At 28.4% G+C, this 18,195-nt stretch carries 14 protein-coding genes and 1 riboswitch; of the genes, 11 read left to right on the top strand and 3 right to left on the bottom strand.

From position 1 onward, the window contains the following. Positions 1–3: 3 nt before the first annotated feature. The 6 genes from cydC to BN2920_RS20385 all read left to right on the top strand — a co-directional run bounded on the left by cydC (position 4) and on the right by BN2920_RS20385 (position 7,688). Positions 4–1,674 (top strand): thiol reductant ABC exporter subunit CydC, encoded by a 1,671-nt coding sequence (gene cydC / locus BN2920_RS20410; RefSeq protein ID WP_058296798.1) that lies wholly within the window; start codon positions 4–6, stop codon positions 1,672–1,674. 95 nt (positions 1,675–1,769) lie between these two features. Next, a complete protein-coding gene (locus tag BN2920_RS20405; RefSeq protein ID WP_058296797.1) occupies positions 1,770–2,072 on the top strand; it encodes a nitrous oxide-stimulated promoter family protein in 303 nt (100 codons plus the stop codon). A gap of 35 nt (positions 2,073–2,107) precedes the next feature. Further along, positions 2,108–2,491, top strand: a complete 384-nt coding sequence (locus BN2920_RS20400) for a YbaN family protein (protein WP_058296796.1) — start codon at positions 2,108–2,110, stop codon at positions 2,489–2,491. A gap of 81 nt (positions 2,492–2,572) precedes the next feature. Beyond that, positions 2,573–2,980 carry a DUF4405 domain-containing protein gene (locus tag BN2920_RS20395; protein WP_230132183.1) on the top strand — a complete coding sequence of 136 codons (408 nt, stop codon included), beginning with the start codon at positions 2,573–2,575 and terminating at the stop codon, positions 2,978–2,980. A gap of 42 nt (positions 2,981–3,022) precedes the next feature. After that, positions 3,023–6,505 carry an NEAT domain-containing protein gene (locus BN2920_RS20390; protein ID WP_058296794.1) on the top strand — a complete coding sequence of 1,161 codons (3,483 nt, stop codon included), beginning with the start codon at positions 3,023–3,025 and terminating at the stop codon, positions 6,503–6,505. A gap of 190 nt (positions 6,506–6,695) precedes the next feature. Beyond that, positions 6,696–7,688 carry a CPBP family intramembrane glutamic endopeptidase gene (locus BN2920_RS20385; protein WP_058296793.1) on the top strand — a complete coding sequence of 331 codons (993 nt, stop codon included), beginning with the start codon at positions 6,696–6,698 and terminating at the stop codon, positions 7,686–7,688. A 747-nt stretch (positions 7,689–8,435) separates the two neighbouring features. On the opposite strand, the gene BN2920_RS20380 is transcribed toward BN2920_RS20385, so the two are convergent. Further along, entirely contained in the window at positions 8,436–9,569 is a 1,134-nt protein-coding gene (locus BN2920_RS20380) for a trans-sulfuration enzyme family protein (RefSeq protein ID WP_058296792.1), read from the bottom strand. Between the two features lie 211 nt (positions 9,570–9,780). After that, entirely contained in the window at positions 9,781–10,917 is a 1,137-nt protein-coding gene (locus tag BN2920_RS20375; protein ID WP_058296791.1) for a trans-sulfuration enzyme family protein, read from the bottom strand. A 108-nt stretch (positions 10,918–11,025) separates the two neighbouring features. Next, positions 11,026–11,136, bottom strand: a riboswitch (SAM riboswitch). A gap of 296 nt (positions 11,137–11,432) precedes the next feature. Between BN2920_RS20375 and BN2920_RS21905 the strand changes: the two genes are divergently transcribed. The 5 genes from BN2920_RS21905 to BN2920_RS20355 all read left to right on the top strand — a co-directional run bounded on the left by BN2920_RS21905 (position 11,433) and on the right by BN2920_RS20355 (position 16,774). After that, positions 11,433–11,600, top strand: a complete 168-nt coding sequence (locus BN2920_RS21905; protein WP_172437923.1) for a hypothetical protein — start codon at positions 11,433–11,435, stop codon at positions 11,598–11,600. A 237-nt stretch (positions 11,601–11,837) separates the two neighbouring features. Next, on the top strand, positions 11,838–13,571 hold the full coding sequence (locus BN2920_RS20370) for a sensor domain-containing diguanylate cyclase/phosphohydrolase (protein WP_058296790.1): 1,734 nt from the start codon (positions 11,838–11,840) through the stop codon (positions 13,569–13,571). Between the two features lie 194 nt (positions 13,572–13,765). Continuing rightward, entirely contained in the window at positions 13,766–14,032 is a 267-nt protein-coding gene (locus BN2920_RS20365) for a metal-sensing transcriptional repressor (protein ID WP_058296789.1), read from the top strand. A gap of 40 nt (positions 14,033–14,072) precedes the next feature. Continuing rightward, positions 14,073–16,502: a heavy metal translocating P-type ATPase gene (locus BN2920_RS20360; protein ID WP_058296788.1), complete on the top strand. Its 2,430-nt coding sequence runs from the start codon at positions 14,073–14,075 to the stop codon at positions 16,500–16,502. A 59-nt stretch (positions 16,503–16,561) separates the two neighbouring features. Then, on the top strand, positions 16,562–16,774 hold the full coding sequence (locus BN2920_RS20355; protein WP_058296974.1) for a heavy-metal-associated domain-containing protein: 213 nt from the start codon (positions 16,562–16,564) through the stop codon (positions 16,772–16,774). A gap of 193 nt (positions 16,775–16,967) precedes the next feature. On the opposite strand, the gene BN2920_RS20350 is transcribed toward BN2920_RS20355, so the two are convergent. Beyond that, complete coding sequence (locus BN2920_RS20350) at positions 16,968–18,164, bottom strand: alanyl-tRNA editing protein (protein WP_058296787.1); 1,197 nt, start codon at positions 18,162–18,164, stop codon at positions 16,968–16,970. Positions 18,165–18,195 lie beyond the last annotated feature (31 nt).

Below are 18,195 nucleotides of genomic sequence, written 5' to 3'. Positions count from 1 at the left end.
GAAGTGAAAAGAAGGTCTGGATTTTCTATAATGAGAAGATTAATTGTTGAGTTAGATTCCTTAGCACCAATCATGGCAATCACTATAACAATGGGTGTCTTAGGATATCTTGCAGCTATTGCAATTGCAGTTTTGGGATCAGTTGCAATAGGAACTACACTTGGAGATATTACATTTATATCATTTAAGAGTTCTATTATTGTTATGCTTGTATGCGCAGTATTAAGAGGTCTATTAAGATATGCTGAACAATTATCAGGGCATTATATTGCATTTAAAATATTAGCAATACTTAGAGATAAAGTTTTTACTAAGCTAAGAAAATTAGCACCTGCTAAATTAGAAAGCAAGGAAAAAGGCAATTTAATTTCTCTAATAACTTCAGATATAGAGTTGTTAGAAGTATTTTATGCTCACACAATAGCACCTATAGCAATTGCTATATTAACAAACTTAATAATAACAATTGTATTATATCTAATTAATCCTTTGTTTGGTATTTTAGGTGCGGTATTTTTCTTAATAGTTGGATTTGTAATTCCATATGTCTCATCTATGATAGCAAAAGAAGCAGGTGTAGAGTATAGAAAAGATTTTGCAGAAAGTAATTCATACTTACTTGATTCTTTAAGAGGATTAAAGGAAATATTATTATTTAATAATGGTAAAAAGACACTAGATAAGATAAATGAAAATTCTATTAATTTAAATAAAAGCATGCACAAAATAAAAGATCATGAAGGAATAATAAGAGCGTTAACAGACTTAACGGTTATGATAGCAATATTAACATTTGTAGCAGTAGGATTTGGAGAATATATAAGTGGAAGTATAAGCTTTAGTGAAATGATAATAGGAATAGTTATTATAGCATCATCATTTGGACCTGTAGTTGCATTAAGCAATTTATCAAATAATCTGCTTCACACATTTGCATGTGCAGAAAGATTATTTGATCTATTAGATGAAAAACCTTATGTTGAAGAAATTAGTGGAGAAGAAACTGTAGAAAGTAATTCTATAGAATATAGTAACGTTACATTTGCTTATCCAGGAAGAATAGAAGATGTGCTAAGTAACGTTTCATTAGATATAAAAAAGGGTGATAAGGTTGCACTTATAGGTAAAAGTGGAATAGGTAAGAGTACATTTGTAAAACTTCTTATGAGATTTTGGGATGTTAATGAAGGTAGTATAAAAATAGATAATAAAAATATAAAAGATATTCCGACTAAATCATTAAGAGAAAGTCAGACTTTAGTAAGCCAGGAAACTTACCTTTTTGATGATACTATAATGGAGAATATTAAAATAGGTAATAGAAATGCAACAAATGAAGAAGTAATTAAAGCAGCTAAAAAAGCTTCAATACATAATTTTATTGAGACACTTCCTCAAGGATATAATACAAAAGTAGGAGAGCTTGGTGGACTTCTTTCATCAGGTGAAAAGCAGAGAATTGGTCTTGCAAGAGCATTTGTAAATGAAGGTAATGTTCTTATTTTAGATGAACCTACAAGTAATTTAGATACATTAAATGAAGCAGAGATATTAAAATCAATTAAAGAAAATTGCATGGAAAAAACGATCCTATTGATATCTCACAGAAAATCAACAACAGCAGTTTGTGATAAAGTATTTAAAATTGAGGATAGAAAAATAATAAATCTTTAAAAGAGAGTAATATGGAGGGTTAATTTATGATCCTCCATATTTAAAAAATATTTATTGATAATGATTATCGAAAGCAAACGAGAAAGGATAAATAGATGGGAAAGCTAGGCAGAGTTGAAAATGAAAAAAAAGTGATTAAGTTAATGATAGAAATTTACTGCAAAAAAAATCATAAATGTAAACATGAACTTTGTGAAGAATGTGCAGAGTTACTTAATTATGCTCATTTAAGATTATCTCATTGTAAGTTTGGAGATGACAAAACAACTTGTGGCAAATGTCCAATCCACTGTTATAAAAAAGACATGAAGGAAAAAGTCAAAAAGGTTATGAAATTCTCAGGACCAAGACTTCTTATTTATAATCCAATTGAATTAATAAGGCATTGTTTATATTGATTTATTATAAAGTTTAAGTAAAGTGGGGAAAGAAAATGAATAAACTATCAAAAAAAATATATATAGCAGCAGGTTTCCTAGCATTAGGACTTGGGTGGCTGGGAGTAATACTTCCTGTATTTCCAACAACACCTTTCTTATTGTTAGCATCTTTTTGCTTTGCAAAAGGTTCAGATAAATTTGATAAATGGTTTAAGGGAACAAATATTTATAAAAAGTATCTAGAGAGTTATGTAAAGACTAGGTCAATGACTTTAAAACAAAAATGGACAATACTATTATTTGCATATTTTATGATGTTATTTCCACTGATTTTTGTTGATAAATGGATAGTAAAAATAATAATAATAGCTGTTATGATTTTAAAATTTTATTATCTTGTATTTAAAGTGAAAACTGCTGATAAAGAACCTAATTAATGTTTATAGAGAAAGGAACAAGTAAATATGAAGCATGCACACAGTAAAAAAATATATTTTAAAATATTAGTAGACATAATTATGACTATAATATTTGTTTGCTTAACTAAGATTAAAATAACAGGTATGCATATGCATGAAGTATTAGGCATTTTTGTAACGTTACTTGTAATAGTACATTTAGCATTAAATTTTTCATGGGTAAAAAATATAACTTTAAAAATATTTGATAAAAACCTTAATAATAAAATTAGAAGAATGTATATAATTAATGCCATATTAGCTGTACTAGTCTTCATTGTTTTTGTTAGCGGAATACTAGTATCAGTAACTATATTTACTAATATATCAACAGTTAACAGAGCTGTTTGGGCTATAATTCATAGAAAAGCGGCACTATTGATGTTTATTCTCATAATTGCACACGCATTATTGAACATTAAAATGATTAAATCTCATTGTAAGAGAATATGTAATTTAAAAAAATAATATAAATACTTAAAAAATTTTTTATATAATTTAGGGGGAAAAATGAATAAAAGACTTTTATCATTATTATTGGCGTTATTAATAATAGTAGGATTAGTACCAAATATAAAAGCGGCTAGTGCAGAAGAAATAAACAATATATTAATATCAGATACACAGGTAACAACAGATTCACATGTTAATATAGAAGAAGACGAAAGTAAAAATACAGAAGAATCAGAAGGGGAAGAAGTCTCGCCAGAAGATTTTATAATAGGAGGAGACTTTAATTTAGGAGAAGAAAATCAAGAAGAAATCTCAGTAATAGATGAAGAGCAAGAAGAATATTTCAGCATAGAATCAGAGTATACTTTGGATTATAGTTTATTTAATGAAAATGAAAAGAAATATTCTAAAATAAATAATTATTTAGAAAAAAGTAAGCTACAAGTTGGTGACGATGGAACTTTAAAAGTAGTTCTTACATTGAATAACTCAGCAAAGATAGCTGATCTAGGTGTGAGAGTAAATAATAATTCTGTTACAGTGAAAAGAAACGAACTTGATGATAACAAATTTACAATAGAATTTGAAATAAAATCAGTAACAGATTCAATTAATATTAAAGCATATGTTAAATCAGCTTTCTTTACAAATAAATATTCTGGTGATTTTATTATAAATGGACTTATAGAGCAACACACAACTTATCGCTTAGATGCAGATATATTTAAAGAAGGTAAAAAAGAAGAGTCTAAAGCTAAGGAATTTATAGAAAAAAGTGTATTAGAAGTAGAAGATGGAGAAATGAAAGCTGTAATCACATTTACAGGAGGATCAATGATATCTGAAACTATTGCCACTGTAAATGGAAATGAAGTTGCAAAAATAAAAAATTCAGGTAAAGATAGGTTTGAAATGGAATTTAAGATCACTTCTATTTCAGATGATATAAGTATAGGAGTAGCTGTTAAAGCTGGACTTTATAACAGTACACATAATATTGACTTTGTTATAAATAATATAATAAAAGATGGTACATATGTATTAGAAGATTTTATGACTTCAAATGGATCTAAATATATAAAGGAAAGTGTACTTGAAGTTGAAAATCAGAAAATGAACTTAGCTATTACTTTCAGTATGGGATCATATATGACATTTAATACTGTAACAGTAAATGGTAATGAAGTAGAATATGAAGTAGAATCTGAAGGGGAAGGGTTTAATTCAACAAAAACTATTATACTTGATATAAATTCTTTATATGATGAAATTGTTATGGGTGTAACGGTAAATGCAATGGGACATATTATGAATCATAATATTGATTTTAAAATATTTGAAAAAGAGTATAGTGAGGATGATGATGCAAGCGATGACACAGAGGATAGTACTGATAATAACTCAAAGGTAGAAGTTTTAAGTGATGGATCATATACGATAGAAAATAAAATATTAAAGACAGGAACTACTGAACAATCTTATGCAAGTGGCTATATTGAAAAGCAAGGAAATTTAAAGGTTGAAAATGGTAAATATAAATTTACTTTAAAGATTAAAGATATGTCAGTTCTAAGTAATCTAGCAGTAACTGTTGATGGTAAACAAGTAGAAGCCGATGTTGTTAAAAATAATGACAAAAGTGGGACTGTATCTTTTAATATAAATAAATTAAGTAGCAAGATATTAATTGCATGTACAATTACAGTGACTGAAATGAATTATGTTAATAATACAGATTTTAATGTTACTTTGGATACAAGTACATTAAAAGATGAACAAGGAAATTCTGTTACTCCTCCAAATGAAGGAACAATTGATTCAGGAAGTGATTCTGGAAATAGTAACGGTACTCAAGATGAAGAAGATGAAGATGAGGATGATGATGAAGGTGATGAATTAGAAGACGGAACTTACACAATAAAAAATAAAGTTTTAAAGGAAAATTCGAATTCTGAATCTCACGCAAGAGATTATGTAGATAAGGAAAGTGTTGTTACTGTAAAGAATGGCAAAATATATCTTACTTTAAAATTTACAGAACGTAAGATGATGTCTAACATATCTGTAAAGGTTGAAGGTAAAAAAGTAAGTTATGATACAGTACATAAAACTACAAATAAACTTTATATAAAATTTAAAATAGGATCATTAGATGATGAAATATTAGTGACTACAAGTATAGATACTGGAATAGCAAGTCTAGGTGTACATGATGATGTTAAATTTAGAGTACAGTTAAGAGAGAGTACTTTAGAAGAAGATGATGATGCAGATGATTATGATGATGAAGATGATGAGGATACTGATGACGAAGATGACAATACGGTATCTGATTCAGAAAATATAGCAGTTGATAGTAATATATCTAATAATAATGCACAACAAGGAAACTTAAATTCTGGAAATAATTCCTTATATAAAAGAGTAACATATAAAGTAAATAATGAAATATTAACAGAAAGTTCAATTGGGTATAATGCAGCAAGAGCAGCAATAAATAAAGTATCCTACTATGAAGTAGAAAATGATGTGGATCACTATATAACATTAGGATTAAGTCAGACTAATATAATGCAAAATGTAAGAATTTTTATAAATGGAAGTCAGATAAATTATGATGTTGTAAATCAAGATAAAAGTAATAATACTATGGAAATAAGATTTAAAGTACCAGCTTTATCAACTGAACTTACAGTAAAGACATATATTACGGCAATGGGGACAGATACTTCTTTTGGTATTAAATTCTTAGAATCAACATTAGAATTAGTTAATACAGAAGAAAGTGAGTCACAAATAAGTGGTGGAAGTGTTGCAGGTACATTAAGTGGAGATGCATCAAATGGAAATTCATCAAGCATATTAGGGTCAACTTTAGGATTTAAAACTGGTACAAATAATGCAGAAAATGAAAATTATGAGGATATTTTGGTTGATGAATCAGAATTAGAGGCTAAGGAATACTTTAAGAGATATACTGTAAACAATGAAGTAGTGAGTGACAGTGCTATGGGTCGTACAATGGCAAGAAAATACTTAAATGAAACTAGTATAGTTGAAGAAATTGATGGGAAGTTATACGCAACAGTTACATTTAGTGGATCTAATTCTATGGAAAACTTTAAATTTGAAGTTAATGGTCAAGAAGTATCTCATTCAGTTATATTAAATGATACTGAAAATGAATTAATATCTTTAAGATTTCCTATAAATGATATTAATGATGAGATAAAAGCATATATATATATAAAACCTATGAGAATGACTATTAGTTTTGGAATTAAATTATTAGAAGATACATTACTATTAGTTGAAGAAGGAACTATAGAAAAAGATGAGGATATTGTAGAGGGAGTAACTAATTTATCTGAAAAATTATCATCTTTAAACAATAATAACTCAAATAATCAAGTAAATGTATGGAAAATAGCAATTATTACAGCAGTCCTTTCTACAATAATGAACTTTAGCGTAGGTGGAGTAATTTATTTAATAATTAAGAAGAGAAAAAACAAACTTAGAAAAGTAATTGCTGAATAAAAATAGTATAGAAATTGTAAGATATAGAGACAGGAATTTTGTTGTGATAAATTCCTGTCTCTTAAAGTTTGATTATATATAATTAAAGTTTGTCTATAATTGAGTTAGTAGGAATATATCGGGACTATGTGATATAATATAAAGATATAAATTATAAGATTGCTTCTAAAGAAGGGATGGGATTTATTTAATGATAGATGATTTTCAAGAACAACTTGCAACAAAAAGCGAAATTTTAAAGGATCATATTAAGGAATCAGCAGGCAAGTGTACTAGGCTTATGATTATCTTAGGATTACTACCTCAGCTTCTGGTGATATTATCGCAAATTATATTAGTTATTTATTCAATGATAAGTAAGAATTCTTCACTTATTTTAGATAAAGAATTTTTGAATATAGTTTTAGGAATAGTGCCATGTATATTAGTAGATATATTAGTTATAATAATAGGATTAAAATCAGCTAACTTAAGTATAAAAAGAGATATATTTAAAAAAGTAAAATACTCAAAAAGTATAATACCATTAGGAATGATATCTGTTGGGGGAGTACTGTTAGTAAGCACAGGGATCTATTTGATTTATTCAACAATAATACAAATTATTGGTTTAACAATACCAGCACCAGATTTCACGTTCCCATCTAGTATGTCAATGCAAGTAATATACATTTTGTACATATGTATTTTAGGACCACTTTTAGAAGAGATAATATTTAGGGGAATAGTCCTAAAGTCTATGAAAAAACATGGAGAATTTACAGCTGTTATTTTTACATCAATAATATTTGCTATGTTTCACTTAAATTTAGTTCAATTTATGACACCATTATTACTAGGAATATTATTAGCATTTGTTACTGTGAAAACAGATTCCATAGTTCCGGCAATTATAATCCATATGTTCAATAATACAATAGCTACAGTGATAAGTTGTATTTCAGGATACAATCAAATATTATCTTCAATAATTTCAACTATAATTATTATGGGTGGTGTTATAGGATTAATAATTTTTATTAATAAATATAAGAATGATTTTAAATTAATGGTGAGGGAAAATAATAAGATATTTTCATTCAAAAAAAGGTTAGGATATTGTTTTTTTAATAAATGGTCAATAGGTTATATAATTTTTTATGTTGCATTTATATTAATAAACTTTATATTTTTTAATATTTAAATATATTGTTGAAAATATAAATAAAGGACGTAGAATCAAAGTTTAGTGGATAACAACCGAAATAAAGCATTTATGTTGGCTCGCTTGCTACAAAAATGAAGCTAAAAATTTAACCATCAATGATTGTGCCCAAAAATGTTTGCTCCAAAAAGCAAGTTTTTAGACAAACAATTTTGGAACAATCATTGATGAAAAATTTTAAAGCTTCATTTTTCAATGCAAGACACCGCCAACATAAATGCTTTATTTCTTTGTTCCATATAAACTCTGAGTATCCAGATATATTTTTATAAATATATGAATTTAAATTCTTACAAATGTGCACTTATAAGAAGAGCAGCTATGCTGCAATTCGGATCTTTGCTTATTTATTGGTGGATACCGGTGTTTTATAAGTAGCTTCCTAAATTATTACAAGTGATTGAAAACTATATTTTTAGACTTGTAATATTCCTAAAAACATAAATTATAACTAAAAAAAGTTAGACATCTATGATTTTAGAGCAAAACAAAGAAATTCAATATATGATAGGCGTAGTATTGCATTAAGAAATTTAAGCTTTTAACTTCTTAGATATAGGCTGTTCCAAAATAATTTGTCCAACACTTGCTGTTGGAGCAAATTGTTTTGGGCACAGCCTGTGTCTTTAGAAGTTTTAGCTTAAATTTCCCTGCAATCGAGCCTATCATATATTGAATTTCGGTTGTTATCCACTAAATTCTGATTCTACAGAATATATTTATATTCTAAACAATAGCTTCTTTGAAGGAAGCTATTAAATCTTCAATATCTTCAAGGCCGACAGATACTCTTATTAATGTATCTGTGATACCTAAATCATTTCTTTTTTCAACTGGAATTGAAGCATGGCTCATTTTTGCAGGATATGAAACAATAGTTTCAACACTTCCTAAACTTACAGCTACAGCTACATTTTTCACATGATTTAAAAAATAAGTGGTTGTTTCTAAAGACTTAAATTTAAATGACAAAACGGCGCCAGCACCAGATGCTTGAGAAAAATGAAGCTCTTTTCCTTCAGCAGAATCTAAAGCTAAATAATATACTTTTTCGACTTCATCTTGTTCATTAAGCCATTTTGCTAATTTATAGGCGTTATTTTGAAGTGCATCCATTCTTACTTTTAATGTTTTAATTCCCCTTATTAGCAAGAAGCAGTCTTGTGGTCCAAGGACAGCACCAAAAGTATTTTGTATTTTATATATTTGATTAGCAAGTTCATCGTTATTTGTTACAACTAGCCCAGAGATAACATCACTATGCCCTCCTAGAAATTTTGTTGCACTATGAACTACTATATCTGCACCAAGTTCCAAAGGCCTTTGTAGATAAGGAGACATAAATGTATTATCAACTATTGTAATACATCTATGAGTTTTAGCTATATTAGAGGCAAATCTTAAATCTGTAACTTTTAATAAGGGGTTTGACGGTGTTTCTAAATATAAGCCCTTAGTATTTTCTTTAAATGCATTAGCAATTTCATCTATATTTGATGCATCTACAAATGTAAATTCGATATTAAATCTAGAAAATAACTGAGTAGCAGCTCTATATGTACCACCATATACATCACCACAAATTATAATGTGATCTCCAGCAGAAAAAAGTGAGAGAACTGAACAAATTGCTGCCATTCCTGAAGAAAATGCAAAGCCTCTTACACCGCCTTCAAGTTCAGAAATTAAATTTTCAAGAACATCACGAGTTGGATTTCCAGATCGAGAATAATCGTATTTTCCAAAGTTATTTATATCAAATTGGTGAAATGTTGATGTTTGATATATTGGAGTACTTACAGAACCAGTAGCAATGTCTATATCTCCACTTGAATGTATTAATTTTGTTCCAAAATTCATTTTAGCACCTCATTTATTAATAGTTTATTTTATATATTTATTAGCTTTTATACATAGTAAGTTTTGGTAAGTAAAATAAAGTGTGTTTTATTTGATTCAACACAAAAATGTTCTATTGACAAAGTCAAGATGTCAATGCACGTTTATTACATTATAAAAAATTCTTGCTCAATATTATCAAACACAGTTTTTAGTGTTAATTGTTTTATTTCTATGAATTAATTGCTTGTTGTAAATCTTCTACTAAATCAGAAATATTTTCAATACCAACAGATAATCGTAGCAAATATTCATCTACGCCTAGACGTTGTCTTATATCTGCAGGAATATCCGCATGAGTTTGAGTAAATGGATAAGTTATAAGTGTTTCTACACCTCCAAGACTTTCTGCAAATTTAATTATCTTAACATTCTCTAATATCTTTGGAATTAGGGATTTATCCTTAACTCTAAATGATAATGTAGAACCAAAGCCAGTGGCTTGTTTCAAATTAGCATCATGTCCATTAAAGTCTTTTAAACCAACATAAAATACCTTGCTGACATTAGGATTAGATTCTAAAAATTCTGCTAATTTAATAGCATTTTCTTGAGCTCTATCTAGCCTTATATGAAGTGTTTTGATTCCCCTAAGAAGTAGCCAAGAATCAAATGGTGATAAAGTTGCTCCAATTGACATATGAGTTCTTTTTAGTTTATTAAGTAATTGTTCATCATTTCCAACAATAAATCCGGCTAGTAAATCATGATGACCTCCTAGATATTTTGTTCCGCTATGTATAACTAAATCAGCACCTAGCGTTAGTGGTTTTTGATAGTAAGGTGTTAGAAAGGTATTATCAACAATCAATAATATATTATTATCTTTTGAGATTTTACTTACAGCTTTTATATCAGTAACTCTCATAGTGGGATTTGATGGTGTTTCAATAAATATTGCTTTAGTGTTTTGAGTTAATGCATTCTCTATATTAGAAGGATTAGTAGTATCTACAAATGTACAGGAGATTCCAAAATCCTTAAAAGTTTCATTAAATAATCGAAAAGTTCCACCATATAAATCTTCAGATAATATTATGTGATCACCGCATTTAAAAAGATGTATGCAACAGACAATAGATGCAACTCCAGAGGAGAATCCAATTGCACCTAAACCATTTTCTAATTTGGCTATAGTTTTTTCTACTTCTTCTCTAGTTGGATTTGTATCACGAGAATAATCATAACCTGTACTTTTATTAAGTCCTAAATGTTTGAATGTAGCAGTTTGATAAATAGGAAAGCTTATAGCTCCTGTCTTTTCATCTCCACCTGATGAGCCTTGAACTGAAAGTGTTTCTATATTCATAAAATATCATCTCCTAATAATTAAATTAAAATTTTATATTTTCATATACGTTAAAAAAAGTCACTTCAAGATAAGAAGTGACTTATGCGTACATAAATAACGATGACAATCTTATCTATCAGGTAAACCTGCAGGATTTAGCACCACAATAAACTAAATGAAAGTTTATCAGGTTGCTGGGTTTCATAGGGCCAGTCCCTCCACCACTCGTAATAAGAGTAATAAATATTTATTTGTTATTTACTATTATACATGTATTATTTTTACTGTCAATGATTTATAGAAATATAATAGGAATTATATGAATTATTGTAATAATATATAAAATAAATACTATTAATTTATTTAAGTGGCTTCCGAATAATATATTAATATCTAAAAAATAAAAAAAGAGATAATACTGGACACTGTTAAAACTGATGATATAATTTAAAGCATTTATAGGAGAAATTTATTATGGATAAAGTTCAAGAAAAAAATATTGAATTAATCGATGATATATAGCTATAGCTAAAATGCTGGCATTGACTACATATAGATTGTTAAAAGATAATTCAAAAGAGGGATTAGAGATTAAAAGTAAGTTTATTCATAAATTTACTATTGTAAAATGTGAAAAATACATGGATAAAATTGAAACTTTATTAAAAAAAGATTATTATAATGAATATATGTATATTTAAATATGTAAAATACATAAAACAAAACTTTATTATTAAAGATTTGTTTTATGTATTTTTAGTATATTATAATAAGTAATATCTAGTAGTTTTGATTGATATAGTATAATGTTATAATTTATATAATATAGAATTAGATATTATTGAGAAATATTATGTTTGGTATGATTTGTTTAAGGGACGATTTACATTAATAATCATAATATGGATTATATATTAATTAGTGTGAAGGAGGTATTTATGGATATAAAAATATTTAGGCTTTTGGTTGATGCAGTTCCACAACCTATATGGATAAAAGATAAAGACTTACGCTTCATATATACAAATAAGAGATATATAGATATAAATAATATAAAAAAGGGAAATATTATAGGGTTATGTGAAGAAGATTTATACAGAAAAGAAATAGCTGATAAAAGTAATGAAATGTGCAGTAAAGCATTGAATAGTATGTCTACTGTAAAAGAGAAGAGATACACAAATGAAGGAATAAAAGTAGATTCTACAGTATTTCCATTGACAGACGATAATGGAGAATTAGAAGGAATAGCGGGAATAGATATTCCGATAATATCTAAAGAAGAAAGTATTACTGAAATGATTTTAGATTCGCTTCAAGCTGGAATCTTTTATAAAGACAGAGAATTAGGATATCTTTATACTAATAAGAAATTTGATGATTTACTTAGCAAAGATAAGGAAAGCATAATAGAAAATAAGAATTCATTAAATGAATCAATATGTGAGTCAAAGAATAAATTTATTCAAGAAGATAAAAAAGTTTTTGAAACTAAAAAAACAGTAAAAAAAGAAGAGAAAATAGAATTAGGGAATGGAGAAAATTTATACACGGAAATCATTAAGACACCAGTTTTAAATGATAATAATGAAGTAAGTGGAATAATAGGGCTATTATTAGATATAACTGATAGAAAAAAGATAGAAAAAAAATTAAAGTATTTAAGTTATACGGATATTTTAACTAAAGTATACAACAGGACATGTTTTGAAGAAAAAGCAAAGAAAATATTTAAAGAAGAAAATTTACCTATGGGTATAATAATGGGAGATACGAATGGCCTCAAAATAGTTAATGATACATTAGGTCATGAAGAAGGCGATGAGCTATTAAAATTAACAACTAAAGTTTTAAAAGATGTTTGTAAAGGGAATGAACTAATTTTTAGAATTGGTGGAGATGAATTTGCTATTATAATTCCAAAGGCAAAAGAAAATGAGTGTGAAACTCTAATAAAGAATATAATAGATAGCTGCAATAATTATAAACATGATTTAATAAAAATAAGTATAGCTTTAGGATATTCAGTTACTTATGATTTAGATAAATCAATATATGATACTTTAAAAGAAGCCGAAGATATGGTGTATAGAAAAAAATTATTAGAAAAAAATAGTTTTAATAGCTCAGTAATATCATCATTACAGGCTACATTACAGGAAAAAAGTTTAGAAACTAAAGCACATACAGAGAGGGTTGTTGAAAATTCCATAAAAATAGGGGAAAGACTATCATTGCCACTTTCAGTTATGGATGAGCTTATATTAGTAGCAAAATTGCATGATATAGGAAAAATAGGAATAAATGAGTCGATATTATTAAAATCAGATAATTTAACAGAAGAAGAATTTGGGATTATAAAAAGTCATACAGAAAAGGGATATAGAATAATTAAAGCTGCAAATCATCTAGAAAGTGTAGCTAAAGGTGTATTAACTCATCATGAAAGATGGGATGGAAATGGATATCCGCTGAAACTTAAAGAGGACAAGATACCTCTTATAGCGAGAATAGTGAGCGTTGCGGATGCTTATGATGTTATGACTACTAATAGAGTTTACAAGAATGCCTTATCTAAAGATGAAGCAATTAGAGAGTTAAAAAAGAATTCGGGAAAGCAATTTGATCCAAATATAGTGAAAGTGTTCATAGAATGTTTAGAGAGTGCGTAGTTAATAAAGTAGAGTTATTTATATATTAAATTTTAAAATATATAGCTAACTCTATTTTATTTTGTGTAACTTTACAGAATATTAATAAAAATAGAATAAAGATTAATTTAATGATAAAACTAATCATTGACAAATAAAAAAATTGATCTATAATAATTCATATAAACCCCCTCAGGGGGGTGGGGAGGTATAATATGAATGATGAAAAAAAGAAAGCATTACAATCATTAAAAACGGCCAGAGGGCAAATAGATGGAATAATAAAAATGATAGAAGATGATAGATATTGTATTGACATAGCAAATCAATTGATGGCGGTTCAATCGTTAATAAAAAAAGCTGATGTAACAATACTACAAGGGCATTTAAGACACTGTGTTAAAGATGCATGTATGTCAGAAAATCCAGAAGAAAAGATTGAAGAGTTTAACAAAGTGCTAGAAAAAATCTTATCTAAATAAAGTAAGATAACTAGTATCGATTAGCTGAAAGGAGCGATTTATGAATAAGAAAACTTTAAAAATAGAAGGAATGACATGTTCAGCATGTGCAAATAGGATTGAGAAGGTTATAGGAAAGTTAGATGGTGTTGAGGAGGCAAATGTTAACTTCGCTACAGAATCTTTAAATGTATCTTTTGATGAAAATAAACTAAGTGATAATGATATAGAAAATGCCGTTGTTAAAGCTGGATATGGAGTAAAGAAAAATCTAAAGACATATACTTTTAAAATAGAAGGTATGACTTGTTCAGCATGTGCAAATAGAGTTGAGAAAGCTGCACAAAAAGTAGAAGGTGTTAAGAGTTCATCTGTTAATTTTGCAACTGAAAAGCTTACTGTTAGCATAGATGAAGATCAAGTTGGCTATGGAGAAATAAAGGCTGCAGTAGATAAAGCTGGCTATAAGTTAGTTAAAGAAGGGGAAAAAGCAGAAGGAAAAGAAAAGATGGAAGAGAGTAAGGTGCTATTAATTAGATTTATAGTATCACTAATTTTTACAGTTCCACTTTTAATTATAACTATGGGTCACATGGTTGGTATGCCACTTCCACATATTATTGATTCTATGATGAATCCATTAAATTTTGCAATAATACAAGTAGTATTAACTTTACCTGTAATGATAATAGGATATAAGTTTTATAAAATAGGAATTAAGAATTTATTCAAACTAAGTCCTAATATGGATTCTTTAATTGCAATTAGTACTTTAGCAGCATTTGTCTATGGATTATTTGGAATCTATAAGATAAATAGTGGAGAAACAGAATATGCTATGCATTTATATTTTGAATCAGCGGCTGTTATTTTAACTTTAATAACATTAGGTAAGTATTTAGAAGCAATCTCTAAAGGAAAGACATCACAAGCTATTAAGAAATTAATGGGACTAGCACCTAAAACTGCAACATTAATAAGAGATGGTAAGGAAGTAGTAATTCCAATTGAAGAGGTTATAGTTGGGGATATAATCTTAGTTAAGCCAGGAGAAAAGCTACCTGTAGATGGAGAAGTGATTGAAGGTAGTACTGCAATTGATGAATCAATGCTTACTGGAGAAAGTATTCCAGTTGAAAAGGGGATTGGAAGTAGTGTAATTGGGGCAAGCATTAATAAAACTGGATTTATTAAATATAAGGCTACAAAAGTAGGTAAGGATACAGCACTTGCTCAAATTGTAAAACTTGTTGAAGATGCTCAAGGATCAAAGGCACCAATAGCAAAGCTTGCTGATGTTATATCTTCATACTTTGTACCAACTGTTATAATTCTAGCTATTATTTCATCTATAGGATGGTTAATTGCTGGTGAAACTCCTATATTTGCATTAACAATATTTATAGCAGTTCTCGTTATAGCATGCCCATGTGCACTAGGACTTGCAACACCAACAGCTATAATGGTTGGTACTGGTAAGGGTGCTGAAAATGGAGTATTAATAAAAGGTGGCGAAGCCTTAGAAACAACTTATAAGATTAATACTATTGTTTTTGATAAAACAGGTACTATAACAGAAGGAAGGCCAGTAGTTACAGATATTATAACTAATGACATTTCAAAAGATGAAATTCTTATTTTGGCTGCTAGCGCAGAGAAAGGGTCTGAGCACCCATTAGGCGAAGCTATAGTTAGAGATGCAGAAGAGAAGAATTTAGAACTTAAGGCGATAGAAGCGTTTGATGCAATACCTGGTCATGGTATAGAAGTTAAAATTGATGGAAAAGATATTTTACTTGGAAATAAAAAATTAATGACTGAGAAGAATATAGAAATAGATATTTTATCAAAAGATTCAGATAGATTGGCTAGTGAAGGAAAGACACCGATGTATATAGCGATTGATGGAATCTTAAGAGGAATAGTTGCGGTTGCAGATACAGTTAAACCAAGTAGTAAAAATGCAATAGAAACTCTTCATAACATGGGAATAAAGGTTGCAATGATTACTGGAGATAATAAAAAGACAGCAGATGCAATAGCTAAACAGGTAGGAATTGATATAGTACTTGCAGAGGTGCTTCCTGAAGATAAAGCAAATGAAGTTAAAAAACTTCAAGGAGAAAATCAAAAAGTAGCTATGGTCGGAGATGGAATAAATGATGCTCCAGCTCTTGCTCAAGCTGATGTAGGAATAGCAATAGGATCAGGTACTGATGTTGCAATTGAGTCAGCAGATGTAGTTCTTATGAGAAGTGATTTAATGGATGTTACTACTGCAATTAAATTGAGTAAGGCAACTATTAAAAATATAAAAGAGAATCTATTCTGGGCATTTGGGTACAATGTACTTGGAATTCCAGTTGCAATGGGAGTTCTTCATATATTTGGAGGACCACTTTTAAACCCAATGATTGCAGCTGCAGCCATGAGCTTAAGCTCAGTTTCAGTATTAACTAATGCCTTAAGACTTAGAAAATTTAAAGCATAAATTAAAAATTATAATAATTAAATGGAGGAATAAAAATGAGTTTATTTGGAGGAAATAAAATGAAAAAGACAATATCAATAGAAGGAATGAGCTGTAACCACTGTGTAGCTCATGTAAAAGAAGCATTAGAAGGATTAGAGGGAGTGACTTCAGTAAAAGTTAATTTAGATAAAAAATGTGCATCAATTGAAAGTAAGTTAGAGGTTAAAGATGAAGCAATTAAATCTGTAATTGAAGAGGCAGGATATGATGTTACTAAAATAGAAGAATAGTTATATTATAAAAGTGAAGTATTTAATTTAGATATTCTAATATTCACTATATTGTTTTTATACATTAAAAAGAGAAAGAAGATGGGGATGTCGCACAAACTAGAATTTGTAATGTAAATATAAAGCATTACGAATTATTAAGTGCAAAATCCCCATCTTTTTACATATATTTAAATAATACAAAATACGTTTCTTAATTAAAATTTTTTATTTTTGTAAGTGCAATTTCTAAAGCTTTTTCTAAATTTTTATTATTTTTACCAGCTCCTTGAGCTTGAAAAGGACTTCCGCCACCACGACCATCAATAGCAGCAATTGCATCTTTAAAAAGCTCATTCATTTTGATATCTTTTATATTTTTAGAGCAGCAGAAAATTAAATTAGCTTTTTCACCATTTTTTACAGCCATTAAAGCTATAATATTATCATTTTCAACCAACTTTGAAGTAAGAGTATTTACATATTTCATATCTCCATCAAATATTTGTTTTATAACTTTATAGTTACTTATATTTTCAGCATTATCAATTAGGTCTTTAACTTGATAGTTAGCAAGAAGAGTATTTAGACTTTTATTAGTATCATTAGCATATTTTAAACTTGCATTTAAATTTTTAATACCGTTTAACGCTTCATTTTCATTACAACTTAAATATGAACATATTGAACTAAATAATTCATCTTTTTTTAGAGTATCTTCTACAGCTCTATTTCCTGCTAAGAATTCTATCCTTGTTCCTTCCTTATGTTTGGTAAATCTTTTTATTTTTATTAATCTTAGATCTTTAGTTGAAGTAGGATGTAATCCGCAACATGCATTTATATCAAAGCCTTTAATATGTACAACTCTAATATCTTCTTCAGTGTTTGGAAGGGCTCTTCTAAGTTTTATATTTTTGAGTTCTTCTTCAGAAGGAATAAAAGATAAGACTGGAACGTTATCACCTATAATTTTGTTTGCAAGTCTTTCTGCTTCTCTAACCTGCTCTTCTGTAAGGTTTCCTAAAATATCAACTGTACTTATATCAGCACCTAAATGAATTGCAAACGTATTGGCATTAAAGAGATTAAAGAAAGAGCCTGAAAGGACGTGTTGGCCTAAATGCTGCTGCATACCATCAATTCTTGTATTCCAATCAATAACACATTTTAAATCTGTCATTTGGGAAGGGGCTGTGCTGACTACATGATAAATTGTATTTTCTTTTTCATAAACTTCTAATACATCTAGATTTCCAATTTTCCCAGTATCGCACCATTGGCCACCACCTCCTGGGAAGAATGCAGTATTATCTAAAATAAGATGGAATTTTCCATCAATTTCTTTTGCGTCAATAATATTGGCAGTGAATTCTTTAAGATATGGATTTTCATAATATAATTGTTCCATGATTTTTCCTCCAATTAGTTATAATTTTGTT

Source organism: Clostridium neonatale, assembly GCF_001458595.1.
Lineage (GTDB): Bacteria > Bacillota > Clostridia > Clostridiales > Clostridiaceae > Clostridium > Clostridium neonatale.
The sequence above is the reverse complement of the archived record's forward strand: the minus strand, read 5'-3'. Positions and strand labels throughout refer to the sequence as shown.